Genomic DNA, 23,408 nt, shown 5'->3' with positions numbered 1-23,408 from the left:
ATGGAACAAGCAACCCGAATATCGCCAGTTGCCCGGATAACGAAGGCCCTCCGCTCCCCCGTCGCCTTCTCGGTGCTCGCCGGGGTCGTCATCGGCGCCGTGTTCCTCGTCGGTACCGGCGCCGATCCGGTCGCCGCGTACGGCGCGGTGCTCAGCGGTTCGCTCGGCGCCGACGGCATCGGGTCGACGCTGACCACCCTGACGAGCGTGCTGGGCCTGGCCCTCGCGCTGGCCGTGCCGCTGCGCGCCGGGCTCATCAACCTGGGCGGGGACGGGCAGATGGTGCTCGGCGGGATGGCGGCGGCCGTGACCGGGCTGTACTCGCCGCTGCCCGCGCCGCTCACGGTCGTCCTCGCGGTGCTCGCCGGCATGGCGGCCGGTGCCGGGTACGCGGCCCTGGCCGCCCTGTGCGAGAACCGGTTCGGGGTGCCGCTGCTGGTCAGCAGTCTGCTGCTCAGCTACCCGGCGGCGTCCTTCGCCTCCTACCTGGCCCGCTACCCGCTCAAGGAACCGGGCTCCAGCCTCCCCCAGACCCGGCAACTCCCGGACGGGGTCACGCTGCCCGCGTTCGGTTCGTCGACCGTGACGGTCGGGCTGCTGCTGGTCGTCGTGGCCGCCGCCGCGTACTGGTTCACCGACCGGCGCACCGCGTTCGGCTACGAGATGCGGATGACCGGCCTCAACCCCCGTTTCGCCGCGTACGCGGGCGTCGAGCGCAAGGGCCTCACGCTCCGGCTGATGGCGGTCTCGGGCGCGCTGGCCGGACTCGTGGGCGCCATAGGCGTGTTGAGCTTCCCGTACCGCTTCCTCGACGGCTCGCTCACCGCGTCCGGCTACACCTGGACGGGTCTGACAGCGGCCCTGCTGGCCGGCGCCGCACCCGTCGGGACGGTCCTCGCCTCCTTCTTCTTCGCCGTGCTGCAGGTGGGCGGGCTGTCGATGGAGCGGACGACCGAGGTACCGCGCGAGCTGACGCAGGTGCTCCAGGCGATCGTGATCGTGTTCCTGGCGGCCCGACTGCGCTTCCCGCGCTTCACCCGCAGACCCGGCAGACCCGGCAAACCCATCCACAAGCCCGTGGCGGAACGCCCGCAAGAGGAGTTGGTCTGATGTTCTTCGACTCCGATCTCCTCATGTCGGCGCTGCGCGCGCTGACGCCCATCCTGCTGGCCGCGCTCGGCGGGGCGATCTGCGAACGGGCGGGCGTCTTCAACATCGGCCTCGAAGGCATGATGCTGATGGGCTGCTTCACCGCGGTGGCCACGAGCTGGTTCACCGGCAGTCCCTGGCTCGGCGTACTGGCGGCGGCGCTCGCCTCCGCCGCGTACTCCCTGATCCTGGCCGTGGGCGCGGTGACCCTGCGCGGAGACGCGGTGGTGCTCGGAATCGCCCTGAATCTCCTGGCAGTTGGCCTGACCAGCTTCCTCCTCCGTACCGTCTTCGGCGTGCAGGGGACTTTTGACGATCCGTCACTGGCCGGGCTGCCGTTGGTCGGTGGCTTCTCGCCGCTCGCGTATCTGGCGTGGGCGGCGGTCGGCGTGGCCGCGCTGATGCTGTCCCGGCATGTGTGGGGGCTCAGGCTGCGCGGGGTCGGCGAGGCACCGGACGCGGCGGCCACGCTCGGCGTGAGTCCGGTCAGGTACCAGTACGGGGCCGTGCTCGTGTCCGGTGTCCTGTGCGGGCTCGCGGGAGCCCAACTCGCCCTCGGCAATGTGACGTTGTTCTCCGAGAACATGACGGCGGGGCGCGGCTGGATCGCGGTCGTCGCGGTCATGCTCGGCCGTGCGCTGCCGCTGGGTGTGCTGCTGGCGGCGCTGCTGTTCGGCCTCGCGGAGGCGGCCGGTTTCCGTCTCCAGGGCCTCGGTCTGCCGCAGCAGGCGACCGACGCCGCGCCGTACGTCGTCACCCTCGGCGCCCTCTTCCTGACGACGGCCCGCCGCCGTCGCCGGACACCGACCACCTCACTCTCCACGACCTCTTCCCCGTCCCCGTCCCCTTCCACCGGAGCCGTCTCATGACGCAGGACCTGTTGCCCGTCACCCGGATACCCCGCACGGGGCTGCCGCCGCGCGCGCTGGTCGTCGGCGACCCGCAGCGCGCCGCTCTCGTCGGCGCCAAGCTGGAGGGCGCGCAGGAGGTGTCGTACCACCGCGAATACCGTGTGTTCAGCGGGAGTTGGAAGGGCGTGCCGGTGGTGGTCGCCTCGCACGGGGTGGGCGCCCCGGGTGCGATCCTGCTGTTCCAGGAGCTGGCGGACGCCGGTGTGCGGACCTTCCTCCGGTTCGGTACGGCCGGTGCGATGAAGCCGGGGATCGGCGACGGCGACCTCGTCATCGCCGAGGCGGCCATCCGGGACGACGGTGTCACCCAGCAGTTGCTGCCCCCGGAGTACCCGGCGGTGTCCTCCCCCGAGGCGGTGCTCGCGCTCCAGCGGGCGGCACGCGCGGCGGGCGCCCCGCACCACCGGGGCATCGTGTGGACGCGGGCCGCCTTCCAGCCCGGCCTGCTCCCCCTCTTCTCCTACGAGGGCGCCGGACTCGCCGCCATCGAGATGGAGTTGAGCGCACTGCTGGTGACGGCCTCGCTGCGTGGACTGGTCGCGGGCGGAGTGGTCGTCATCGACGGGGCGAACGCCGACGAACTCGTCGACGAGACCGCTCCCTTGTCGACAGGTCGCTACGACCCGCACCGGGAGATCGTGGCGGAGGGCGTCGAACGCGGCGCGGTCGTGTCGCTGGAGGCGCTGCGCCTGCTGGCGGAGAACGAGGCCGGCGCCGACGACGAGGAGTGCGGGGTATGAGCGAGCGGATCGACCTGCTGGTGCACGGCGGTGACGTGCTCACCGTGGACCAGGCCGGAACCGTCGTACCGGACGGGGCGATCGCCGTGCGGGACGGCGAGATCGTGGCCGTCGGCCCCACCGAGGAGTTGACAACCCGGTTCACAGCCGACGAGTCCCTTGACGCCGCGAACTGCCTCGTCCTCCCCGGCCTGGTCAACACGCACACCCATCTCGCGATGACTTTTCTGCGCGGCCGGGCCGACGACGTCACCCTCCAGGGCTTCCTGGAGCGCGTGCTGAAGTGGGAGGCCCAGCTGATCTCGCCGGAGAACGTCGCGGCGGCCGTCCGGGTCGCGGTGGCCGAGAGCGTACGGGCCGGGGTGACCTCCGCGCTCGACATGTACTGGTTCCACGAGGCGGCCGAACAGGTCGCACGCGAGACGGGCTGGCGGCTGCACACCGGCCCCACCTTCATGGACGTACCGCAACCGCCCGACGGCATCGCCTACGAGGAACGGCTGGCCTGGGCCCGGCAGGACCTGGCCGCCCGTGGCACCCCCCGCCCCGGCCACCGACCGATCCTCTTCGCGCACTCCACCTACACCCTCTCCCCCGACCAGCTCGTCGAAATCGCCGCCCTGGCACGGGAGTTCGGCGCCCTGCTGCACATCCACGCATCCGAGAACGCGACTGAGGTCGCCACCGTCGAGGTCCGGTACGGCAAGCGCCCCGTGGAACTCCTCGACTCCCTCGGCCTCCTCGGCCCCGACCTGCTGCTGGCCCACGCCGTGGACCTGACCGGCCCGGAGATCGCGGCGCTGGCCCGCACCGGCACATCCGTCGCCCACTGTCCGGTCTCGAACCTGAAGCTCGGCTGCGGCATCGCGCCCGTACCCCGGCTGCTCAGCGCCGGTGTGACCGTCGGGCTCGGCACGGACGGGGCCGTCAGCTCCAACACCCTGGACGTGCTGGGGGCGGTGCGGCAGGCGGCCCTCGTGCACAAGGCGGACGGCGACCCCACGGCCGTCGGCGCGGAACAGGCAGTACGCATGGCGACCACCGAGGGTGCGAAGGCGCTGGGCCTGGGCGACCGGCTGGGCTCCCTGGAGGCGGGCAAGCGGGCCGACCTGATCGTGCTCGACCTCGGCGCACCGCATCTGCGGCCCCGGCACGACCCCTGGTCGACGCTCGCGTACGCGGCGCACTCGGCGGACGTCCGGGACACCGTGGTGGACGGCAGGGTCCTGATGCGGAACCGGACCCTCACCACCCTTGACGAGGCCGCCGCGCTCGCCGACCTGGAAGCACTGGCCTGACACCCGCGAGGGAGGGCGGCCCGACATCCGTACGGACTGCCGGGCCGCCACCCGAACGTGCTGCCGAACCAGCAGCCCGCAGGTACCGTTCCCGCCACCCGTAGGGCACTCTCGTACGGGCTGACATCGCATTTTGCGTGCCGTTCAGCCCACTGAACCCCCATAATGGCCTGAGACATCGGATGTCTAAACAGGTCTGAACGGCAGGGAGGCCCGCCATGGCAGTCACCGACGAGGCGATCGAAAAGATCAAGGGAATGATCGTCTCCGGGTCGCTGCGCCCCGGCGACCGGCTGCCGAAGGAGAGCGAGCTGGCCGCCGAACTGGGACTGTCCCGCAACTCCCTGCGGGAGGCGGTGCGCGCCCTGTCGCTCATCCGGATTCTCGACGTACGGCAGGGCGACGGCACCTACGTCACCAGCCTGGATCCCCAACTCCTGCTCGAAGCACTGAGCTTCGTCGTCGACTTCCACCGCGACGACACGGTCCTGGAGTTCCTGGCCGTACGCCGCATCCTGGAGCCGGCCGCCACCGCGATGGCGGCGGCACGCGTCAGCGAGCAGCAGCTGGACGCGCTGTCCGCCCAGTTGGACCGGCTGGGCGGGGAGCCGTCGGTGGAGGAACTGGTCGCCGCCGACCTGGAGTTCCACCGGGGGATCGTGCAGAGCTCCGGCAACTCGGTGCTCTGTTCCCTCCTCGACGGTCTGTCCGGGCCCACCACCCGGGCGAGGATCTGGCGCGGTCTGACCCAGGAGGACGCGGTCAGCCGCACCCTGCACGAGCACCGGGCGATCCTGGGCGCCCTGCGCGACCGGGACGCGGAGGCGGCGCGGTCATGGGCGACGGTGCACATCGCGAGCGTGGAACAGTGGCTGAGATCGACCCTCTAGGCCTGGCCCAGCCCCCTCCCGACCGCTCGGATGAATGCGGGGGTGGTGAGGGGTGACTCACGGATGGTGTTTCGGGGGGTCTATCGGGGCAGTGATCCGTTCACTCCCCCGTGCAAGGGGGCTGCGAGCGCCCCCGCCGCACGCCGTAAGGTTGGGTGGTCAAGCGAGGGCACGTCGGAAGGAGGCGCTGGGTGATCGAGCTGGAGGGGGTTCCCGAGCTGATCGACCCAGTCATGGTGGCCGCGTTCGAGGGTTGGAACGACGCAGGCGACGCCGCTTCCAGTGCGGTCGCGCATCTGGACCGGGAGTGGAAGGGCGAGGTGTTCGCGGCGCTCGACGCCGAGGACTACTACGACTTCCAGGTCAACCGCCCCACGGTGTGGTTGGACAACGGCGTACGCAAGATCACCTGGCCGACGACCAGGCTGTCCGTGGTCAGGGTCGGCGGCGACAAGCCCCGTGACCTCGTGCTGGTCCGGGGTATCGAGCCGTCGATGCGCTGGCGCTCGTTCTGCAACGAGCTGCTGGGCTTCGCGCACGAACTGGGCGTGGAGCTGGTGGTGGTCCTGGGCGCCCTGCTCGGCGACACCCCGCACACCCGTCCGGTTCCGGTCAGCGGGGTCACGTCCGACGCGGATCTGGCCCAGCGGATGGATCTGGAGGAGACCAAGTACGAGGGCCCCACGGGCATCGTCGGCATCCTCCAGGAGGCGTGCACACACGCGGGCGTACCGGCGGTGTCGCTGTGGGCGGCGGTCCCGCACTATGTGTCGCAGCCGCCCAACCCGAAGGCGACGCTGGCCCTCCTGAACCGCCTGGAGGATCTGATCGACATCCGCATCCCGCTGGGCGAGCTGCCCGAGGACGCGCGTGCCTGGCAGGTCGGTGTGGACCAGCTGGCCGCCGAGGACAGCGAGGTCGCGGAGTACGTGCAGACGCTGGAGGAGGCCCGGGACACCGCCGAGCTGCCCGAGGCGACGGGCGAGGCGATCGCCCGCGAGTTCGAACGCTATCTGCGCCGCCGCGACGGCACCGGCCCGGCGGGCCCCGGCCCGGCCCCCGGCGGCCACGCCACCGCGGACGGCACCGACAGTGCGTCGTACCTCCGGGACAACCCGACGGCCCGCCCGAAACCGCAGCCGCCGAAGCCGCCCCAGCTGCCGAGCACGGACGACGAGGACTCCCCCGAGGAGTGAGTGGTCAGGTACGGGGAAGGGCCGGTGCGCACCACGCGCACCGGCCCTTCCCCGTACCCCCGCAAGTCACGCCCAGGCGACCGTCGGCGCTCCACCGCGACCACTGCGTACGTCGTCTCGGGCGGCGTTCTCCCAGGACAGGGCCCGGGTGGACGCACAGGGCTGGGGCCACGAGGTGACGGCCACCGGCAGCTGCCGAAACCGGCCCGGCGATCTCCAGGGCGGCCACGAGGAGATCGCCTGGTACACGGACACGTTCGCCGGGACCTCCGCCGCCGTGCCGATGGTGGCAAGGCGCCCCGGCCGCCCCGCAGGGCATGCTCAAGGCCGCGTCCCAGCCCCCGCTGACCCCCGGAGCCGCTCGTGCGGTGCTGCGGGCCACCGGTTCCCCGCAGCCGGACGCGCAGGCCCGGCCCGCGTCCCAACGGATCGGCACCCGGCCGGACATGAGCGCGGCGGTCGCGCGTCTGCTGCCGGAGGCGGTCGGTTCGGGGAGCACCGAGCGCTACGGGGACGGTCTGCTCCCCTGCCCGGGCGAACTCCCGCCCAGGCTCCGGCTGTTCGTGTCCGGCGCCCGGCGCCCGGCGCAACCTCACCCGTGTGGGTCTGGCTCTCGGGCGACGAGCTCGTCGGCCTGGTGATCACTGGCTGACCTCGCGTCCAACCTCGACGGGCTCCCATGGGGCCGTGGGCCCACGCACAGGGGCGCCGGGCGGTTGAACCCGCCCGGCGCCCCACCCGCTCTCTACGGGAACTCCGTTACAACGCCACGCCCAGCAGGGCGTCCACGGCACGGGACGCGACGCCGGGCGCGCCCTCGTCCGTGCCGCCCTGCTCCGCCTGGAGGGCCGCCCAGCGGTCCACGGCGGCCAGGGCGGCCGGGGCGTCCAGGTCGTTCGCGAGAGCCTCGCGCAGCTCCTCGACCAGCGCGTCGGCGGACGGCCCGTCGGGCCGGGACACGGCGGCGCGCCAGCGCCCGAGCCGCGCGACGGCGTCCGTCAGCACCTGGTCGGTCCACTCCCAGTTGTCCCGGTAGTGGTGGGCGAGCAGGGCGAGCCGTATGGCGGCCGGGTCGACCCCGTCGCGGCGCAGGGCGGACACGAAGACGAGGTTGCCCTTGGACTTCGACATCTTCTCGCCGTCGAGCGCGACCATGCCGGCGTGGACGTACGCCTTGGCCATGGGGAACTCGCCGGTCAGCGCCTGGGCGTGGGAGGCGCCCATCTCGTGGTGCGGGAAGACGAGGTCGGAGCCGCCGCCCTGTACGTCGAAGCCCATACCGAGGTGTTCGAGGGCGATGGCGACACACTCGATGTGCCAGCCGGGGCGACCGCGGCCCAGCGAACCGCCGTCCCAGCTCGGCTCACCCTCCCGGGCGGCCATCCACAGCATCGGGTCGAGCGGGTTCTTCTTGCCGGGCCGGTCGGGGTCGCCGCCGCGCTCGGCGGACAGCAGGCGCATGGCGGCGGCGTCCAGGTGGGACACCTTGCCGAAGTTCGGGTCGGCCTCGACGGAGAAGTAGACGTCCCCTTCGAGCTCGTAGGCGGCACCCGCGTCCCGGAGCCGCTCGACGAGCGGGACGATGCCGGGTATCGCCTCGACGGCGCCGATGTAGTGCTTCGGGGGCAGCATCCGCAGCGCGGTCATGTCCTCCCGGAAGAGTGCGGTCTCCTTCTCGGCGAGCCCCACCCAGTCGATCCCGTCGCGCACGGCCCGCTCCAGCAGCGGGTCGTCGACGTCGGTCACGTTCTGGACGTAGTGAACCTGCCGCTTGGTGTCGAGCCACACGCGTTGTACGAGGTCGAACGCGTTGTAGGTCGCCGCGTGACCCATGTGGGTCGCGTCGTACGGGGTGATGCCGCAGACGTAGATACGGGCGACGGGACCGGGGTCGAGGGTCACCAGAGCACCGGTCGCGGTGTCGTGGATCCTCAGGTCGCGGCCCTGACCAGTCAGGGCGGGGACCTCGGAAGCGGGCCAGGCATGCATGTCATGAGCGTAACCGGACGGATGTTCCGTATACGAGCCGGACCGGGTCCAGATGGCCGGGAAGAGGGTCTTGTGAGATTCCTCCCTATGTGCAGGTGGGGCTACGAGCCGCCCGCACCGGCCCCGCGGACCCTCACACGGGCGGCCACGGGATCGCCGGCCACTCCCCACTGGGCTCCGGATGCCTCCCGGACTCCAGCAGGGCGTCCACACGCGCGCGCGTGGCCTCGATCTCGTCGCCGGTGACCAGCTCCGCCAGCCGCACGGCCAGCGCTCCGCCCTCACCCAGCGCGTCCTTCAGCCCTGTCAGCACCTCGACGGCCTCCGGCGTCAGAGGCTCCCCGGCCCACCCCCACAGCAACGTCCGCAACTTGTTCTCGGCGTTGAAGGTGACCCCGTGGTCGATGCCGTACAGCCGCCCCTCGTCGCCCGGCAGCAGATGCCCGCCCTTGCGGTCCGCGTTGTTGATCACCGCGTCGAGGACAGCGAGCCGCCGCAGCCGCTCGTCGTCGGCGTGGACCAGCAGTGCCGTCTTCCCCTCGCCGACCTCGGCGAACGCGATCGCCTTCCACCCGGGCCCGGGTTCCTCACCGTCGACCAGGGCGAGCAACCGGCCGCCCTCGTCCGCCTCCGCCTCGATCCACAGCTGGCACATCCCCTCGCCGTACGGCCCCTCGCGCAGCACGGTCGGCGGTACGAGCCCCCAGCCGGTCGCCTCGGACACCTCGAACGCCGCCATCTCGCGCTCGGCCAGGGTCCCGTCGGGGAAGTCCCACAGGGGCCGCTCACCGGCCACGGGCTTGTAGATGCAGGCGGCCTCCTGGCCCTCGTACGAGACCGTGCAGTACAGCGCCGCGTTCGACGCCTCACTGATCCGCCCGCGCACGGTCAGCTCACCCTCGGCGAGCAGTTCGGCGGGCGTGCGGGTGGCCGTCACGCTCCGCGGCGGTATCCGTTCTGGCGCGGACATACGTGTCCTTCCGGGTCGAGCGGGAGGCTGCACAGGGGGCACGGCGGCCGGCCGGCGTTGACGACATCGAGGGCGCGCCTGGCGAAGGCACGGGCCTGCGCGCCGGTGAGCCGGACGCGCAGCATCGGGGGGCCGTTCTCCTCGTCCTGGAGGAGCCGCTCCTCGGCCTCGACGAGGTCCTCCTCGGACTCGGCGTCCAGTTCCACCAGGGCCTGCGCCTCGACGATCATGCGCTGCTCGTCGCCGTCCCAGGCGAGCGCCATGGTGCCGACCCGGAACTCCTCCTCGACAGGGGTGTCGAGGGGACGGGTGTCGGACACCTCGGTGGGGACCACGGCCGGGACGGCGGCGTTGCCCCCGCTACGGCGTACGACCTCGTCGAGCAGTTCGTCCATGCGTTCGGCGAGCGCGGCGACCTGGGTCTTCTCCAGGGCCACGCTGGTCACCCGGGGGCCGGCGGTGGCCTGGAGGAAGAACGTACGGCGCCCGGGCAGTCCGACCGTACCGGCCACGAAGCGGTCCGGCGGGTCGTAGAGGAACACCTGACGGGACACGTCCTGTCTCCATTGAATCGAATGATGTGAATCGAATGATTTTCAGCATCCGCGGCGCTGCCGCGACCGCTTCACCCTACTGCTGCCGACGATCACGGTGCGCCCGCACCACCCCCGACCGCGGCCTCCTCGCCCGGGGGTACCTCGCGCGGCGCCAGGGAGGCGAAGTCGCCGGTGTCACCGAGGCGGACGAGAAACGGCCTGAGGCGGGTGTAACGGATCGCGGTGATGGAACACGGATCTACGGACACCCGTTGAAAGAGGTCGAGATGAAGCCCGAGCGCGTCCGCGACAAGAGACTTGATGATGTCGCCGTGGGAGCACATGAGGTAGACGGCGTCGGCGCCGTGGTCGGCCTCCACACGCGCGTTCCACTCGCGTACGGCTTCGGCCGCGCGCGTCTGCATGGCCCGCATGGACTCACCGCCGGGGAAGGCGGCGGCGGTCGGGTGGGCCTGGACGACCTGCATCAGGGGCTCGTCCGTCAGCTCGGCGAGCTTGCGCCCGGACCAGTCCCCGTAGTCGCACTCCGAGATCCGCTCCTCGGTGTGCGGGCTCAGTTCCGGCCTGGCTTCGAGAAGGGGCCGGATCGTCTCCTGGCAGCGCTGGAGCGGGCTGGTGACGATTTCGGAGATCGGCAGCTCGGCGAGGCGCCCGGGCAGCGCGGCGGCCTGCGCGGCGCCCCGCTCGTCGAGGGCGACGCCGGGTGTACGGCCGGCGAGCACTCCCGAGGTGTTGGCGGTGGAACGTCCGTGCCGGACAAGGATCAGCGTGGGCATGCGGCCCAGGGTAGGCGTACGGCACCCGGCGGGAGCCCCGGGTGCTTTTCCGGCCGGACGGCGGGAGAATGCGCATCGTGATCGTCGACTGCGCCATCTACCGCGACGGACGCCGGACGGAAGGGCCCGCGGACTTCTCCGACGCCCTCGACGAGTGCCGTGCGCACGACGTCGGTGACGCCTTCGTCTGGGTGGGGCTGTACGAGCCCACGGAGAAGGAGTTCGAGCTGGTGACGGAGGAGTTCGGACTGCACCCGCTGGCTGTCGAGGACGCCCTCAAGGCGCATCAGCGGCCGAAGCTGGAGGTGTACGACGACTCGCTGTTCATGGTGCTCAAGCCGGTCGGGTACGAGCCGAAGGCCGACATCGTCTCCTCCGGCGAGATCATGGTCTTCATCGGCGACTCCTTCGTGGTGACCGTGCGGCACGGCGAGGAGGCGCCCCTCGCGGCCGTACGGCACCGCCTGGAGGCGGAGCCCGAGATGCTGCGGCACGGCCCGACGGCGGTGCTCTACACGATCGCCGACGCCGTCGTCGACCACTACGTGGAAGTGGCGGACGAACTGGGCACCGACCTGGAGGAGCTGGAGGCGGAGGTGTTCTCACCGTCCGCCGGGGGCTCGCGCCACACGGCGTCCCGCATCTACACCTTCAAGCGGCAGATCCTGGAGTTCCGCCGCGCCACGGGCCCCCTGGCGGCACCGCTCGGCAAGCTCTCGGGGGCAGGCGTCTTCGGCTCGCGGGTGCCCTTCGTGCACGGGGAGGCCGAGCCCTTCTTCCGGGACGTCAGCGACCACCTCACGCGCGTGAACGAGTCCGTGGAGGGCCTGGACCGCCTGGTCTCCGACGTCCTGTCGGCCCACCTCGCGCAGATGAGCGTCCGGCAGAACGACGACATGCGGAAGATCTCCGCGTTCGCCGCCATGGCGGCCTTCCCCACGATGGTCGCGGGAATCTACGGCATGAACTTCGACCACATGCCGGAACTCCGCTGGGTGTGGTCGTACCCGGCGCTGATCGCGACGATGGCCGTGGTGGAGGTCCTGCTCTACCGCATGTTCAAGCGCCGGGGCTGGCTGTAGCGCGGTCGCCGTGCTGCCCTTGGGCGGCCCGGCTCAGGCGAACTCAGACGAACTCGGCTGACATGGTCGCCGGGCCGCCCAGGGCGTCGCGCCGCTCGGGCATCCGCAGGGAGACCATGCGCCGCCGGCCGACCGCGCGCTCGTGGACGTACACCGCGTGGATGACCGCCGCGAGGAGCGCCGTCCTGGGCCTCGGCCAGCCCAGGACGCGCCCCATGTGGGCCATGACCGCGAGGCTGACGTCCCGGTGGACGCGGATCTCGGCCAGCGCGCACTCGCGCAGCGCCCGCTGGATGGCGCGGCCGTGACCGGCCGCCGCGAGGCGCAGGAGTTCCTCGTGGCAGTAGGCGAGGTGGTTGTCCTCGTCACGGGAGATCATCCGCACCGCGCGGCCGAGGTCGGGGTGGTCGCCGAAGTGCCTGCGCAGCAGCTCCATCTCCTCGGAGGCGCGCTGCTCGGTGACACGGCTGTGGGCCAGGTAGGTGACGATGTCCCGCACGGTCAGCGGTTCGTCGCTCCTGAGCCTGTCGTGCGGGGGACCGATGCCCCGCCGTTCCAGCAGCATCGTGTAGTCGGTGTCGGCCGGGACGTCGACGGGCTGGAGGCCGCGCTTCTTCATGAGGGCGTTGAAGATCCGCCCGTGCTTGTCCTCGTCCGCGCCGTGGCGGCTGATCCTGGGGGCCAGTGCGCGTTCGCTCGCCGGGACGGGCGCGGCGATCCGGACGTTCTCCCAGCCGCCCTGGGACTCCCCGCCGGCCGCGATGGAGCAGAAGAGGCGGAAGGAGTCGTCGTTGTCGACGATCTCCTGGAACAGGCTCCTGGCCGAAAGCATCGAGGCACCTCTCGCAGGTCGGCGGCGTCCGCGAACATGGAAGAACGTTCAGGAACGCGGAAGAACGAATCCGCCGACGAGTCAAACGCGGTGCCGGGAACGCTGTAACAGCTGTGCCGGACGACTCCGCCGAAAGAAGGACCGGCCGGGGGGCGTCGGGACGTGAGTACGAGTGCCCGGCGGGCGCGGGGGCCGTAACCGCCGGGTCCACGGCGCGTTGTGCTCCGTGACGGCCGTGGCGGGGAAGACCCCCGAGCCCCCACCACGGCCGCGGAACTTTTCTGCCTCCGCCGCTTACGTCCCTTACGCGAGCCCGGCGCGCTCCAGGGCGTCGGTGCCCGCCCGGAGCGAGGCGAGCCGCTCGTCGAGCGTGAAGCCGGCCGGGGCGAGGGTGAGCGTGGTGACACCGGCCGCGGCGTAGGCCCGCATCCGGTCGGCGATCCGGTCCACCGAGCCGAGCAGCGTCGTCTGGTCGATCAGGTCGTGCGGAATGGCCGCCGCGGCGCCCGCCTTGTCGCCGGACAGGTACTTGTCCTGGATCTCGGCGGCTTCCTTCTCGTACCCCATGCGCTGGGCGAGCTGGTTGTAGAAGTTCTGCTTACGGCTGCCCATGCCGCCCACGTACAGGGCGGTGTACGGCCGGAAGGTGTCGGCGAGCGTCGCCACGTCCTTGTCGTCGCCGACGGCGAGCGGCAGCGTCGGGCAGACGTCGAACCCTTCCAGGGTCTTGCCGGCCTTCTCACGCCCCGCGCGCAGGTACTTGATGGCGGTGTCCTCGATGTGCGCGGCGGACGGGAAGATGAGCAGCGCCCCGTCGGCGATCTCGCCGGTCTGTTCGAGGTTCTTGGGGCCGATCGCGGCGATGTAGAGCGGGATGTGCTCGCGCTCGGGGTGCACGGTCAGCTTGATGGGCTTGCCAGGCCCGCCGGGCAGCGGAAGCGTCCAGTGCTCACCGTCGTGGGAGAGCCGTTCCCGGCTCATCGCCTTGCGTACGATCTCCACGTACTCGCGGGTACGGGAGAGCGGCTTGTCGAACTTGACCCCGTACCAGCCCTCGGAGACCTGTGGCCCCGAGACACCGAGACCGAGCCGGAACCGCCCACCGGAGAGCGAGTCCAGCGTCGCGGCGGTCATCGCGGTCATCGCGGGCTGCCGGGCCGGAATCTGGAAGATGGCCGAGCCCACGTCGATGCGCTCGGTCTGGGCGGCGACCCAGGTCAGTACGGTGGCCGCGTCCGAGCCGTAGGCCTCGGCGGCCCAGCAGACGGCGTACCCGAGGCGGTCGGCCTCCCGCGCGACAGCCAGATTGTCCGCGTCCATTCCGGCGCCCCAGTAGCCGAGGTTGATCCCGAGCTGCATGGCCGATTCCCCTTACCGATCAGTAACGTCCCTTGTACGACCGACACTAGCGCGTGGGTGGGTGAGTGGAGGTGGGGCGTTGATCTCCCTGGTCCGGCGTTTACGAGGCGAGGTCGGTGCAGCCTAAACACTGATTCCCACCCACCAGGCGCCCTTGAACCTCTTGATGCCGGCCCGCGTTTCCAGCCCGTCCGGCGTTTGAGGACGAGGCCCCTTCAGGGCCGAAGCGGGGGTCTGGGGGCGGCAGCCCCCGGGGACGGGACGGGTAGGGGCGGCGGGGGCGAGGAAACCGTTGTCCACAGGCAACCCACTTGGTCAGCTCTGGCCAGTAATCTCGGCGTCCATGGAGCAGAGGCATCTCGGCCGTACCGGCCTGCGCGTGTCCCGGATCGGACTCGGCACCCTGACATGGGGCCGGGACACCGACGAGCATGACGCCGCGGCCCTGTTGAAAGCGTTCTGGGAAGCGGGCGGAACCCTCGTCGACACCGCGGACGTGTACGGCGACGGAGAGGCCGAGTATCTGCTCGGGCAGCTCATGGAAGGGCTCGTGCCGCGCCGCGACCTGGTCATCTCGACCAAGGCCGGCAGCGTCCCCGACCCCGACCGCCGCGTCGACGGCTCCCGCGGCCACCTCCTCGCCGCCCTCGACGCCTCCCTCACCCGCCTCGGCACGGACTACGTCGACGTCTGGCACATCCACGCCTACGACCCCGACACCCCCCTGGAGGAGACCCTCCAGGCCCTCGACCTCGCCGTCAGCAGCGGACGCGCCCGATACGTCGGCGTCTCCAACTTCTGCGGCTGGCAACTGGCCAAGGCGGCGACCTGGCAGCTCGCGGCACCGGGCATACGTACGCGCCTGTCCAGCACCCAGCTGGAGTACTCCCTGCTCCAGCGCGGCATCGAACGCGAGGTGCTGCCCGGCGCACTCGACCTGGGTGTCGGCCTCCTGCCCTCCTCGCCGCTCGGCCGCGGCGTCCTCACGGGCAAGTACCGCCACTCGACCCCGGCGGACTCCCGGGGCGCCTCGGAGCATCTGGCACCGTTTGTCGCGCCGTATCTGGACGACACGGCGAGCCGCATCGTGGACGCGGTGCAGACGGCGGCGGACGGTCTGGCGGTGACACCGTTGCAGGTGGCGCTCGCCTGGATCCGCGACCGGCCCGGCGTGGCCGCCCCCATCGTCGGCGCGCGCAACGCGCAGCAGCTCACGGCCGCATTGTCAGTGGAGACCCTTAGTCTTCCTGACGAGATCTGCCGGGCGCTCGACGACGTGTCAGCGCCCGTGCACCGCTATCCCGATCACGACTGGAGCACGCTGTGACCACGGAGCCCGACACCACGGAGGAAGCCGAGCCGGGGACCCCGGGCGCCCCCGAGGAGGCCGCCCAGGACACGGCGGACGATTCGTCGACGGAGAACACCGAGACCGCCGAAAACACCGAGCAGACCGAGACCACCGAAACCGCCGACGCCAGTGGTGGCGACTCCGCGCCGCTGTCCGAGGCAGCGGCCGAGCTGGCCGCGCAGCGGGAGCTCCGGGAGCGGATCGAGCGGCGCAAGGCGGAGAAGCAGGGACCGATCGCGAGCGGCACCAAGCTCAGCGGTACGGCCGCCGATCTGATGGCGGCCGTACGGGCCGTGGAGAGCGGGGAGAAGCCCGCGGCGGCCATCGCCTTCCGCGCACCGGAGTCCAAGCCCTCGTCCGGCTCCGGGGCCCCTGCCGCACGCCCCCCGGTCTCCCCGCCCCCCGCTCCCTCCCCGTCCTCCTCCGTTCCCGCGCGGCGGCCCCAGCCCGCCGCGCCGGTCGTCGGCGACCCGGATGCCGTCGAGGCCGTGCGGGGCGTCCTGGCGGAAGGCGGCGCGCCGGACACGCTCGCGCCGCAGGTCGTCTCGGCGCTCGGCGACAGCGCGGACGGACAACTGCGCGCGGATCCCTGGCAGTTGCTCCGGGTCGCCGGGGTGCGGCCCGAGCAGGCCGACGGCTTCGCGCGGGCGTTGCTCGGCGCCGGGTGCGGTCCGGACGACGAGCGGCGGGGCCGGGCGCTCACGGTGTGGCTGCTGGAGCAGGCCGCCCTGGCCGGACACACGGTGCTGGACGCCTCCGCCCTGACCGCCGCGCTCACCCAGCGCGGCGTGCCCGACCCGGACACCGCCGTGCAGAGCGCGGTCGCGGAGGGCGAGGCCCTGGAGTTCCAGGACGCGGTCGAGGAAGCCGCAGGGGTCGCCGCGGACAGACAGGACGCCGAGGACGACACGGACGACACGGACGACGAGGACGGCGAGGCCGCCGAGCGCCCTGTCCGCGTGCTCATCGGGCTGGAGCGGTACGCGCTCGCCGAGGAGAGCCTCGCCGACGGACTCGCCCGGATCGTCAACTCGCTGCCCAAGGAGGCGTCCGAGGACTGGGAGTCGGCGGCCGGGGCGTCGGGCTCGGGTTCCGCGGCCCAGTTGATCCGTGCCGTCGCCGGGCACGGCCTCGTGCTGCACACCGGCGGTGACGCGGCGCGCGCCGAGCCGGCCGCCCTCGTCGCCGCGGCCCGTTCCCTGGGCCTGCGGGTCTGCGCGGCGGCCCACACACCCGACGGGCGCCGCCGTTTCACGGCCCTTCTCGCGCCCGAGAACACCTCCGACGCAAGCTCGGAGTCGAAATCGGGGTGGGAGTCGGAGTCCGTCGTCACCGTCGCCGGGCTGCTGGCCGGGGCTGAAGGGCCCGGACGGGACGCGGACGGGACGTTCGCGCTCGATCTGCTGGTCGTGCTGGACGCACCGCAGCTCGACGTGGAGAGCGCGGCGATGCTCGTGGAGTCGCTGCCCGACGGCGCCAGGCTGCTGCTGAGCGGTGATCCGGCGGTGCTGTGGTCGGCCGGGCCGGGGCGGGTCTTCGCCGATCTGCTCGCCGCACGCGCGTGCCCGCACATCGTCTCGCGCACGCCCGATCCCGGCCCGATCGGCGAACTCGTCTCGGGCGTCTCCGTCGGCGAGCTCACCCAGGTCGAGGCACCCGGCAAGGAGGTCGTGATCGTCCCGGTGCGGGACGCGGGCGAGGCGGTGCACCGGACCGTGCAGCTCGTCGCGGACTCGGTGCCCAGGGCGCTCGGCGTACCACCGGAGCAGACCCAGGTGATCACACCGGGACACGGGGGCGCGGCGGGCACGCGCGCGCTCAACTCGGCCCTCAAGGAGCGCCTGAACCCCGGCCCGGGCCGCTTCGGCGGCTTCGACCCGGGTGACCGGATCGCGTACTCGCCCACGCCGGGACGGACGGTGCCCGGGCAGGTCGTCAAGGCCGACGCGGAAGGGCTCCACCTGGAGTGCGGCGGCGCCCCCGTCGTCGTACCGAAGGAGCGGGTCGAACTGAGCGTGCGGCACGGGTGGGCGCTCACCGCGCACCAGGCGGTCGGGCTGCACTGGCCGGCGGCCGTCGTGGTGCTGCCCGGGGACGCGGCTTCGTCGTTGACCCGGCCCTGGGTCTACACGGCCTTCGGCCGCGGGGAGCGTCATCTCTCCGTGGTGCACGGCGTGGACCAGGCCCTGGCCCGCGCGGTCGCGGAGGTCCCGGCGAAGGCCCGGACGACGCGGCTGCCGGGCCTGCTCACAGCCCAGGTGCCGCCGGCCGCCTGAGCGGGCGGGCGAACCCGGACGAACGAGAGCGGGGGTCATGGGAAGCGCTGCTTCCCATGACCCCCGCTCTCGTTCGTCCGGTCGCCGGCCGGCTATCGCAGACGATCGGCGTCCAGTGGTTCCAGGTCCTCGTCCCCGTCCAGGCCCGCTGCCACCAGGTCCGGATCGAGTTCGTCCTCCAGCAGGTCGTCGTCCTCGATCACGTCGTCGGCGTCGTCGTCGAAGACCGCGCTGACGTCGAAACGGCAGACCACCCGCTCCGCGTCGACCTGGTCGAAGGGTGCCTCCAGCCACTCACCGGGATCGGCCGGCTCGTCCGCGGCCGTCACCCACAGTGTGGAGTCGGCCTCCTCCAGGCCGAACTCCTTGTGCCGGGAGGCGATCTCGTCGGGCTCGAACTCGCCGAACAGGATGCCCAGCGCCCCGTGCACCGTGCCGGCGGCCTCGGCGCCCGTGCCGTCGTCGTCCACGGCCTCCACCCGCTGTGCCTGCGCCAGCAGTCGTTGCGGCTCCACCACGGCGTAGTCGCGGCGGATGAGCACACTCAGCGCGTTCGGCTCCTCGGGGCCCGCGTACGGCGGCAGCGCGTCGTCCGTACCCGGGATCTCGAAGGGGGTGACCTCGTCATAGCGGTCGTAGAGCAGCTCGTCGTACACCTCGGCGGCAGCGGCCAGCTGGTTGAACGCCTCATAGACATCGGGGTCGTCCTCCCCTGACCGGCGTTCGACCGCCGCCAGGTGGCGGTCGAGCGCGGTCTTCACCGCCTCGGCGGCGGCGCGTACCTCGGCAGCGGTGGGCTGCGCAGCATCAGACATAGTGCAGACGCTATCCGTACCGGGCCTCTGCCCGCACAATAGATGCGATGCCGGAATACGAATTTGTCGACGTGTACGTACCACGCGGGGTCACCCGCAAGGAGGCGACACGTCTGCTCACGGACCATGCCGAGTACGGACACTGGGAGTTGGACCGCCTGAGCCTGCTGCGCGACGGCAGCCGCAGGGTGCGGTTGCGTCGGCGGATCATCCGCCAGGTACGGGCCACGTGGTGAGGTGACGCCGCGGAAACGGAGCGGGCCCCGCGTCTGCGGGGCCCGCTCCGTTCAGCACGCCACCGGGTGACCATGTGGCGATTTACTCCCGTTCGTACGGATTTTCCGTACGGTCTACGCCGAGGGGCGTGACTTGCGGTAGAGGACGGTGCCCGCCAGCAGCATGCCCGCGCCCATCGGCAGTGCGACGCCCAGCGGCAGGTCACCGCCGGTGTGCGCGAGCTGGGCGGCGGCCCGCGGCTGCGGAACGGTCCGGGCACCGCTCTGGTCGACGTACGTGGGGCCGGCCGGAGGGGTCACACCGTGCGCGGTACTGGGCGGCGTGAGCGGCGACGCCGGCCTGACGGGAGTCCCCGGGTGGGCCGGGGTCCCCGGGTGGTGCGGGGTGGTGGGCTGCTCCGGGTGTCCGGGCGTGTGCGGGGTCCCCGGAAGCTGGGGGCTTTCCGGCTGCTGCGGCTTTCCGGGCTGCTCGGGACCGCTCGGCCGGGGCGGGGGCGGGGTCTCGGGCCCGCCGCTGGAGTGCGTGCACGGCTCGTCGGTCTCCGGCGGCGGCGCCGGGTGGCCGCCGCCCGCGTGGTCCCCGGTGTTCGAGCAGTCGTTGCCCATCGCCGGGTTGAGCAGACCGACGACGTCGACGGTGTTGCCGCAGAGGTTGACCGGTGCGTCGACCGGGGCCTCCACGTGGTTGCCGGACCCGACCCCCGGGGAGTCGGTGGCGTACCCGCCGGCGTACGAGCCCTCCCAGCCGTGCCAGTCGGCCCAGCCACCGGAGCCACCGGGGCTGCCCGGGTACCCGAAGCCACCCGGGGCACCCGAGTCGCCGTACCCACCGTACCCACCCTGGCCGCCGTACCCGCCGTGACCGCCGCCGTATCCGCCAGGCGACCCGTGTCCGCCGTAACCACCGTCGTCGCCGTACCCACCGGACGAGCCGTGACCACCCTGGCCGCCGTAACCACCGTGGTTGCCGTAACCGCCGTGCCGGCCCTGGTCGCCGTACCCACCGGACGAGCCGTGACCGCCCTGGTCGCCATGACCACCGTGCCGGCCCTGGTTGCCGTGTCCGCCCGGTGAGGCGTGGCCGCCGCCTCCGCCGTTGGCGCACTTGTTGCCCATCGCCGGGTTGAGCAGACCGACGCCGCTGATGGTGTTGCCGCAGGCGTTGACCGGCACGCTCACCGGCGCACTCACCGAGTTCCCGGACAGCACGCCGGGTGAGTTGGCGGCGACGGCGCTGGAACCCGAGTCCGCGTGCGCCTGGGCTCCGCCGGCGGCGGCCATCACGCCTGTCGCGGCCGCCATCGTCATCAGGCCCTTGCGGGTGACCTGTCGCATTGCTGCATCCCTGCCTTCACATGATGTGTCGTGAACCTTCCGGAACGACCTGTCGGCCCCGGGGCGCACGAAGCGTTCCGGGGCCGACAGGCTCAGACTCGCTGGGAGTCAGAACCTCACGAGGTGAGGTGCAGCATCAGTTGTTGACGCAGGTGTTGCCGAAGGCGGGGTTCAGCAGCCCGATCACGGAGACCGTGTTGCCGCAGACGTTCACCGGGATGTGAACGGGAACCTGAACGACGTTGCCGGACAGGACACCCGGGGAGTGCACGGCAGCACCCTGGGCACCCGCATCGGCGACGGCCAGGCCCGCACCCGCGAGAACCAGACCACCAGTGGCAGCCGCAGCGGCGACGATCTTCTTGATCATTATTTTCTCCTTGTTGGCAATGCGATCCCGAGTAGCGGACCGCATCACCAGTAACGAGGAGGGGGCATTAGGGCTACGACCCTATGAGCGCATTCACTCTTCTCAGTCAGCCACGCACATGCGGACGATTGTTGGAGTGTCGTTCAATCGGGTAATTCCGGGCGGATTCGTGGGTGTTGAGCGCCCGGCCGAACCCCCGGGAACCCAGGCCCGGCGCGGGATTCAGGATGCCCCGATGAAGCGGTCGAGCACACGCACCCCGAATTTCAGCGCGTCGACCGGCACGCGTTCGTCAACACCGTGGAACATGCCCGCGAAGTCCAGCTCCGGCGGCAGCTTCAGCGGCGCGAAGCCGAAGCAGCGGATGCCGAGGTCCGCGAAGGACTTGGCGTCGGTGCCGGCCGAGAGCATGTAGGGCACGGCCCGGGCGATCGGGTCCTCGGCGACCAGCGCGGTCTGCATGGCGTCCACGAGCGCCCCGTCGAAGGAGGTCTCCAGGGCCTTGTCCGCGTGCACGTCCTCGCGCTTCACCTTCGGGCCGAGGATGCGGTCCAGGTCGGCGAGGAACTCCTCCTCGTAGCCGGGCAGGTAACGGGCGTCGATGTGCGCGGTGGCCTGGCCCGGAATGACGTTGACCTTGTAACCGGCGCCCAGCTGGGTCGGGTTGGCGGTGTTCTGCAGCGAGGCGCCGATCAGCTTGGCGATACCGCCGAGCTTGGCGAGCGTCGCGTCCATGTTCTCGGGGTCCAGCTCGGTGCCCAGCGCGTCACCGAGTTCGTCGAGGAAGTGCCGGAGCGTCTTGGTGACCCGGACGGGGAACTTGTGCCGGCCGAGGCGTCCGACCGCCTCCGACAGTTCGGTGATCGCGTTGTCCTTGTGGATCATCGAACCGTGTCCGGCGGTGCCGTCCACGGTCAGCTTCATCCAGTGCATGCCCTTCTGGGCCGTCTCCACCAGATACAGCCGCAGGTTCTCGTTGACGGTGAAGGAGAACCCGCCGACCTCGCCGATCGCCTCCGTCACGCCCTCGAACAGGTCGGGGTGCTTGTCCACGAGGTGCCGCGCGCCCCACGTGCCGCCCGCCTCCTCGTCCGCGAGGAAGGCGAGAACGATGTCGCGCGGGGGCTTGCGGCCGGTACGCAGCCGGTCACGGACGACCGCGAGGGTCATCGCGTCCATGTCCTTCATGTCGACCGCGCCCCGGCCCCACACGCACCCGTCCGCGATCTCGCCCGAGAAGGGGTGGTGGGTCCAGTCCGCCGCGTTGGCCGGTACGACGTCGGTGTGGCCGTGGATGAGCAGCGCCGGCCGGGACCGGTCCTCACCCTCGATACGCGCCACGGTGGAGGCGCGCCCCTGGTGCGACTCGAAGATCTGCGGCTCCAGGCCCACCTCGGCGAGCTTCTCGGCGACGTACTCGGCGGCCTTGCGTTCACCCGGCCCCGAGTGGTCGCCGAAGTTGCTGGTGTCGATCTGGATGAGCTCGCGACAGAGGTCCACGACCTCGTCCTCGCCGGTGACGCCCCTGGCCGTGTCTGTCCTGCCCGTCCCGCTCACGGTGCTACCTCCCACTGTTCCTGCTGGTGGTCATCCCTCATCCTCCCTCTCCGACCCGTCGCGCCCCAAGGCCGGTCCGGGCCCGTCACACACCGTTCACGCGGCGACAGGGGGTGACCGGCCACCCCGGAAAGCCTGGTAATGTTTCCTTCGTCGCCACGGGGGGAACCCCGCGCGACAGACACCTTGTCCGGGTGGCGGAATGGCAGACGCGCTAGCTTGAGGTGCTAGTGCCCTTTATCGGGCGTGGGGGTTCAAGTCCCCCCTCGGACACTTTCTTTCGCCGGTCGCTGAAACCCCACTCGATGTGGGGTTTTTTGCGTTTCACCACCCTGCTCCGAGTGCCTCGCGGTGGCCGCGCTCGGGGCGCCCGCCCTCGGTCGGGATATCGTGATCGCGACTGGGGCCGGACCGAACACCCGTACGGCTCCATACCTGTGCAGCTCCGCAGCCATCCCCGGACCCGGCGCCCCGGCACTCGGTGCTCCGGTCCCCCCACACTGCCGCTCCGCCAGGAGGACGTCATGACCGCCGCCCAGAGCGCCCCCCAAGGGCAGTCCGCAGCCGCCGAGCCGGACTCCGGTGCCGCCGCTCCGGCGCCGGCCCCGACCGCAACCACGCCCGCCCCCACGGCCGTTGCCCCGCCCGTGGCCGAACCGGCACCGGAGGCGGTGACCTCGCCGGAGCCTGACGCCGAGTCCGAACCACGCACAGCCGCCGCCGACGGAACCGGTGAGTCGGAGGGCGAGGCCGTGGCAGGCGCTGCCGCCGTCCCGGACGTGGTCACCGTCGGTGGCAACTCCGACGGTGGCGCCGCCGACACCGCACAGGACGGCCACCCCGGCCGTCCGTCCCGGCCGATGCTGGCCGCCGCGGCCATCGTGGGCGCACTCCTGGTGTCGGTGCCGTTCCTGATCAGCACCCGTGGCAATGACGACACCGCGGCCCGCACCGCCGCCGCGGGCAGCACGGCGGACACCGTGCTGGGCGACCCGCTGGACGGGGTGGCTCCGGACGCCTTCGAGACGGCCTCACCGAAGCCGGACGCGGTCAAAGCGACGCCGTCGAAGAAGGCCTCGAAGAGCCCCGCGACCAGCGGTGGCAAGCGCTCGACGGGCGGCGGCCCGGCCTCGGGCACCGGAACGACCGGAAGCAAGAAGCAGGCCGCGGGCTCCGGCACAGGCGGCTCCAGCACGCCCAAGAAGTCCTCCGGTTCGAAGAGCACCAGCTCGGGATCCGGCTCCAAGAACACGACCAGCGGCGGCGGCACCACCACGAAGCCCAAGACCACCCCGGCCGTCGTCCCCGGTGCGATCATCATCAGTCACGCGTCCAACAAGTGCATCGACGTCGTCGGCGACAAGGGCAAGGACGGCGCCCCGCTGGAGATCTGGTCGTGCAACGGCAAGGCCCAGCAGAAGTGGATATTCAAGTCCGACGGCACCGTGCGCGCCATGGGCCTGTGCATGGACGTCGCCTGGGGCTCCAGCGCGGACGGCGCGGTCATCCAGCTGGCCACGTGCAGTGGCAACCCGGCCCAGCAGTTCATCCTCGCCGGGCCCAACGACCTGGTCAATCCGCAGGCCAACAAGTGCGTCGACGTCAAGGACCAGAAGACCGGCAACGGCACCCGGCTCCAGCTGTGGACGTGCAACGGCCAGGACAACCAGAAATGGACCGCCCGCTGACCTGAAAGCCCGTTTTCCGCTGGGTGTGGGC

At 71.6% G+C, this 23,408-nt stretch carries 22 protein-coding genes and 1 tRNA gene; 13 read left to right on the top strand and 10 right to left on the bottom strand.

Annotated features, from left to right (window positions below):
* The 7 genes from ACW4TU_RS36675 (at position 1) to ACW4TU_RS36645 (ending at position 6,825) form a co-directional block, all read left to right on the top strand.
* On the top strand, positions 1–1,110 hold the full coding sequence (locus ACW4TU_RS36675) for an ABC transporter permease (protein WP_457420446.1): 1,110 nt from the start codon (positions 1–3) through the stop codon (positions 1,108–1,110).
* A complete protein-coding gene (locus ACW4TU_RS36670) occupies positions 1,110–2,018 on the top strand; it encodes an ABC transporter permease (RefSeq protein WP_457420444.1) in 909 nt (302 codons plus the stop codon). The genes ACW4TU_RS36675 and ACW4TU_RS36670 overlap by 1 nt, the downstream gene beginning before the upstream one ends.
* Positions 2,015–2,800, top strand: a complete 786-nt coding sequence (locus ACW4TU_RS36665) for a nucleoside phosphorylase (protein ID WP_457420442.1) — start codon at positions 2,015–2,017, stop codon at positions 2,798–2,800. Before ACW4TU_RS36670 ends, ACW4TU_RS36665 begins: the two co-directional genes overlap by 4 nt.
* Positions 2,797–4,098, top strand: a complete 1,302-nt coding sequence (locus tag ACW4TU_RS36660) for an amidohydrolase (RefSeq protein ID WP_457420440.1) — start codon at positions 2,797–2,799, stop codon at positions 4,096–4,098. Before ACW4TU_RS36665 ends, ACW4TU_RS36660 begins: the two co-directional genes overlap by 4 nt.
* A 218-nt stretch (positions 4,099–4,316) precedes the next feature.
* Entirely contained in the window at positions 4,317–4,988 is a 672-nt protein-coding gene (locus tag ACW4TU_RS36655) for a FadR/GntR family transcriptional regulator (RefSeq protein WP_457420438.1), read from the top strand.
* 191 nt (positions 4,989–5,179) lie between these two features.
* Positions 5,180–6,184: a PAC2 family protein gene (locus ACW4TU_RS36650; protein ID WP_457420436.1), complete on the top strand. Its 1,005-nt coding sequence runs from the start codon at positions 5,180–5,182 to the stop codon at positions 6,182–6,184.
* Between the two features lie 317 nt (positions 6,185–6,501).
* Positions 6,502–6,825 carry a hypothetical protein gene (locus tag ACW4TU_RS36645; protein WP_457420434.1) on the top strand — a complete coding sequence of 108 codons (324 nt, stop codon included), beginning with the start codon at positions 6,502–6,504 and terminating at the stop codon, positions 6,823–6,825.
* Positions 6,826–6,943: 118 nt separating this feature from the next.
* On the opposite strand, the gene mshC is transcribed toward ACW4TU_RS36645, so the two are convergent.
* The 4 genes from mshC to ACW4TU_RS36625 all read right to left on the bottom strand — a co-directional run bounded on the left by mshC (position 6,944) and on the right by ACW4TU_RS36625 (position 10,476).
* Positions 6,944–8,173, bottom strand: a complete 1,230-nt coding sequence (gene mshC, locus ACW4TU_RS36640) for a cysteine--1-D-myo-inosityl 2-amino-2-deoxy-alpha-D-glucopyranoside ligase (RefSeq protein WP_457420432.1) — start codon at positions 8,171–8,173, stop codon at positions 6,944–6,946.
* Between the two features lie 133 nt (positions 8,174–8,306).
* Positions 8,307–9,143, bottom strand: a complete 837-nt coding sequence (locus tag ACW4TU_RS36635) for an SCO1664 family protein (RefSeq protein WP_457420430.1) — start codon at positions 9,141–9,143, stop codon at positions 8,307–8,309.
* Complete coding sequence (locus tag ACW4TU_RS36630; protein ID WP_164408796.1) at positions 9,107–9,697, bottom strand: DUF3090 family protein; 591 nt, start codon at positions 9,695–9,697, stop codon at positions 9,107–9,109. Before ACW4TU_RS36630 ends, ACW4TU_RS36635 begins: the two co-directional genes overlap by 37 nt.
* A 92-nt stretch (positions 9,698–9,789) precedes the next feature.
* Positions 9,790–10,476, bottom strand: a complete 687-nt coding sequence (locus ACW4TU_RS36625; RefSeq protein ID WP_457420427.1) for a histidine phosphatase family protein — start codon at positions 10,474–10,476, stop codon at positions 9,790–9,792.
* 77 nt (positions 10,477–10,553) lie between these two features.
* Here ACW4TU_RS36625 and corA point away from each other — a divergent pair, with 77 nt between their 5' ends.
* Entirely contained in the window at positions 10,554–11,558 is a 1,005-nt protein-coding gene (corA, locus tag ACW4TU_RS36620) for a magnesium/cobalt transporter CorA (protein ID WP_457430504.1), read from the top strand.
* A 43-nt stretch (positions 11,559–11,601) separates the two neighbouring features.
* On the opposite strand, the gene ACW4TU_RS36615 is transcribed toward corA, so the two are convergent.
* Both ACW4TU_RS36615 and ACW4TU_RS36610 read right to left on the bottom strand, forming a co-directional pair.
* Positions 11,602–12,390, bottom strand: a complete 789-nt coding sequence (locus tag ACW4TU_RS36615; protein WP_457420425.1) for a ferritin-like domain-containing protein — start codon at positions 12,388–12,390, stop codon at positions 11,602–11,604.
* Positions 12,391–12,693: 303 nt separating this feature from the next.
* Positions 12,694–13,749 carry an LLM class F420-dependent oxidoreductase gene (locus ACW4TU_RS36610; protein WP_457420423.1) on the bottom strand — a complete coding sequence of 352 codons (1,056 nt, stop codon included), beginning with the start codon at positions 13,747–13,749 and terminating at the stop codon, positions 12,694–12,696.
* A 343-nt stretch (positions 13,750–14,092) separates the two neighbouring features.
* Here ACW4TU_RS36610 and ACW4TU_RS36605 point away from each other — a divergent pair, with 343 nt between their 5' ends.
* Entirely contained in the window at positions 14,093–15,076 is a 984-nt protein-coding gene (locus ACW4TU_RS36605; protein ID WP_457420421.1) for an aldo/keto reductase, read from the top strand.
* Positions 15,073–17,376, top strand: coding sequence for a helix-hairpin-helix domain-containing protein (locus ACW4TU_RS36600; protein ID WP_457420419.1), 2,304 nt, complete (start codon positions 15,073–15,075; stop codon positions 17,374–17,376). Before ACW4TU_RS36605 ends, ACW4TU_RS36600 begins: the two co-directional genes overlap by 4 nt.
* Positions 17,377–17,468: 92 nt before the next feature.
* On the opposite strand, the gene ACW4TU_RS36595 is transcribed toward ACW4TU_RS36600, so the two are convergent.
* Positions 17,469–18,191: a hypothetical protein gene (locus tag ACW4TU_RS36595; protein ID WP_457420417.1), complete on the bottom strand. Its 723-nt coding sequence runs from the start codon at positions 18,189–18,191 to the stop codon at positions 17,469–17,471.
* Between the two features lie 47 nt (positions 18,192–18,238).
* Here ACW4TU_RS36595 and ACW4TU_RS36590 point away from each other — a divergent pair, with 47 nt between their 5' ends.
* Positions 18,239–18,427 carry a DUF5703 family protein gene (locus tag ACW4TU_RS36590; RefSeq protein WP_018549191.1) on the top strand — a complete coding sequence of 63 codons (189 nt, stop codon included), beginning with the start codon at positions 18,239–18,241 and terminating at the stop codon, positions 18,425–18,427.
* A 114-nt stretch (positions 18,428–18,541) separates the two neighbouring features.
* On the opposite strand, the gene ACW4TU_RS36585 is transcribed toward ACW4TU_RS36590, so the two are convergent.
* From ACW4TU_RS36585 to ACW4TU_RS36575, 3 genes are all read right to left on the bottom strand, one after another.
* Positions 18,542–19,762, bottom strand: coding sequence for a chaplin (locus tag ACW4TU_RS36585; protein WP_457420415.1), 1,221 nt, complete (start codon positions 19,760–19,762; stop codon positions 18,542–18,544).
* Positions 19,763–19,898: 136 nt separating this feature from the next.
* Positions 19,899–20,132: a chaplin ChpH gene (gene chpH, locus ACW4TU_RS36580; protein WP_457420413.1), complete on the bottom strand. Its 234-nt coding sequence runs from the start codon at positions 20,130–20,132 to the stop codon at positions 19,899–19,901.
* A gap of 222 nt (positions 20,133–20,354) precedes the next feature.
* On the bottom strand, positions 20,355–21,689 hold the full coding sequence (locus ACW4TU_RS36575; RefSeq protein WP_457420411.1) for a M20/M25/M40 family metallo-hydrolase: 1,335 nt from the start codon (positions 21,687–21,689) through the stop codon (positions 20,355–20,357).
* A gap of 188 nt (positions 21,690–21,877) precedes the next feature.
* Here ACW4TU_RS36575 and ACW4TU_RS36570 point away from each other — a divergent pair.
* Both ACW4TU_RS36570 and ACW4TU_RS36565 read left to right on the top strand, forming a co-directional pair.
* Positions 21,878–21,962: transfer RNA gene (locus ACW4TU_RS36570), tRNA-Leu, on the top strand.
* Between the two features lie 251 nt (positions 21,963–22,213).
* Positions 22,214–23,377, top strand: a complete 1,164-nt coding sequence (locus tag ACW4TU_RS36565; protein ID WP_457420409.1) for a ricin-type beta-trefoil lectin domain protein — start codon at positions 22,214–22,216, stop codon at positions 23,375–23,377.
* Positions 23,378–23,408: the final 31 nt, after the last annotated feature.

The organism is Streptomyces kryoterrae, assembly GCF_054072135.1.
Note: the sequence above shows the minus strand (reverse complement) of the source record. Positions and strands in the feature narration are given on the sequence as shown.

Excerpts from the sequence above, each read along its gene's own strand:
- ACW4TU_RS36665 (WP_457420442.1), top strand. The coding sequence starts at position 2,015 with ATGACGCAGGACCTGTTGCCCGTCACCCGGATACCCCGCACGGGGCTG.
- ACW4TU_RS36675 (WP_457420446.1), top strand. The coding sequence starts at position 1 with ATGGAACAAGCAACCCGAATATCGCCAGTTGCCCGGATAACGAAGGCC.
- ACW4TU_RS36655 (WP_457420438.1), top strand. The coding sequence starts at position 4,317 with ATGGCAGTCACCGACGAGGCGATCGAAAAGATCAAGGGAATGATCGTC.
- ACW4TU_RS36610 (WP_457420423.1), bottom strand. The coding sequence starts at position 13,749 with ATGCAGCTCGGGATCAACCTCGGCTACTGGGGCGCCGGAATGGACGCG.
- ACW4TU_RS36645 (WP_457420434.1), top strand. The coding sequence starts at position 6,502 with ATGCTCAAGGCCGCGTCCCAGCCCCCGCTGACCCCCGGAGCCGCTCGT.
- ACW4TU_RS36660 (WP_457420440.1), top strand. The coding sequence starts at position 2,797 with ATGAGCGAGCGGATCGACCTGCTGGTGCACGGCGGTGACGTGCTCACC.
- ACW4TU_RS36595 (WP_457420417.1), bottom strand. The coding sequence starts at position 18,191 with ATGTCTGATGCTGCGCAGCCCACCGCTGCCGAGGTACGCGCCGCCGCC.
- ACW4TU_RS36565 (WP_457420409.1), top strand. The coding sequence starts at position 22,214 with ATGACCGCCGCCCAGAGCGCCCCCCAAGGGCAGTCCGCAGCCGCCGAG.
- ACW4TU_RS36670 (WP_457420444.1), top strand. The coding sequence starts at position 1,110 with ATGTTCTTCGACTCCGATCTCCTCATGTCGGCGCTGCGCGCGCTGACG.
- ACW4TU_RS36635 (WP_457420430.1), bottom strand. The coding sequence starts at position 9,143 with ATGTCCGCGCCAGAACGGATACCGCCGCGGAGCGTGACGGCCACCCGC.
- ACW4TU_RS36585 (WP_457420415.1), bottom strand. The coding sequence starts at position 19,762 with ATGCGACAGGTCACCCGCAAGGGCCTGATGACGATGGCGGCCGCGACA.
- chpH (WP_457420413.1), bottom strand. The coding sequence starts at position 20,132 with ATGATCAAGAAGATCGTCGCCGCTGCGGCTGCCACTGGTGGTCTGGTT.
- ACW4TU_RS36590 (WP_018549191.1), top strand. The coding sequence starts at position 18,239 with ATGCCGGAATACGAATTTGTCGACGTGTACGTACCACGCGGGGTCACC.
- ACW4TU_RS36615 (WP_457420425.1), bottom strand. The coding sequence starts at position 12,390 with ATGCTTTCGGCCAGGAGCCTGTTCCAGGAGATCGTCGACAACGACGAC.
- ACW4TU_RS36605 (WP_457420421.1), top strand. The coding sequence starts at position 14,093 with ATGGAGCAGAGGCATCTCGGCCGTACCGGCCTGCGCGTGTCCCGGATC.
- ACW4TU_RS36625 (WP_457420427.1), bottom strand. The coding sequence starts at position 10,476 with ATGCCCACGCTGATCCTTGTCCGGCACGGACGTTCCACCGCCAACACC.
- mshC (WP_457420432.1), bottom strand. The coding sequence starts at position 8,173 with ATGCATGCCTGGCCCGCTTCCGAGGTCCCCGCCCTGACTGGTCAGGGC.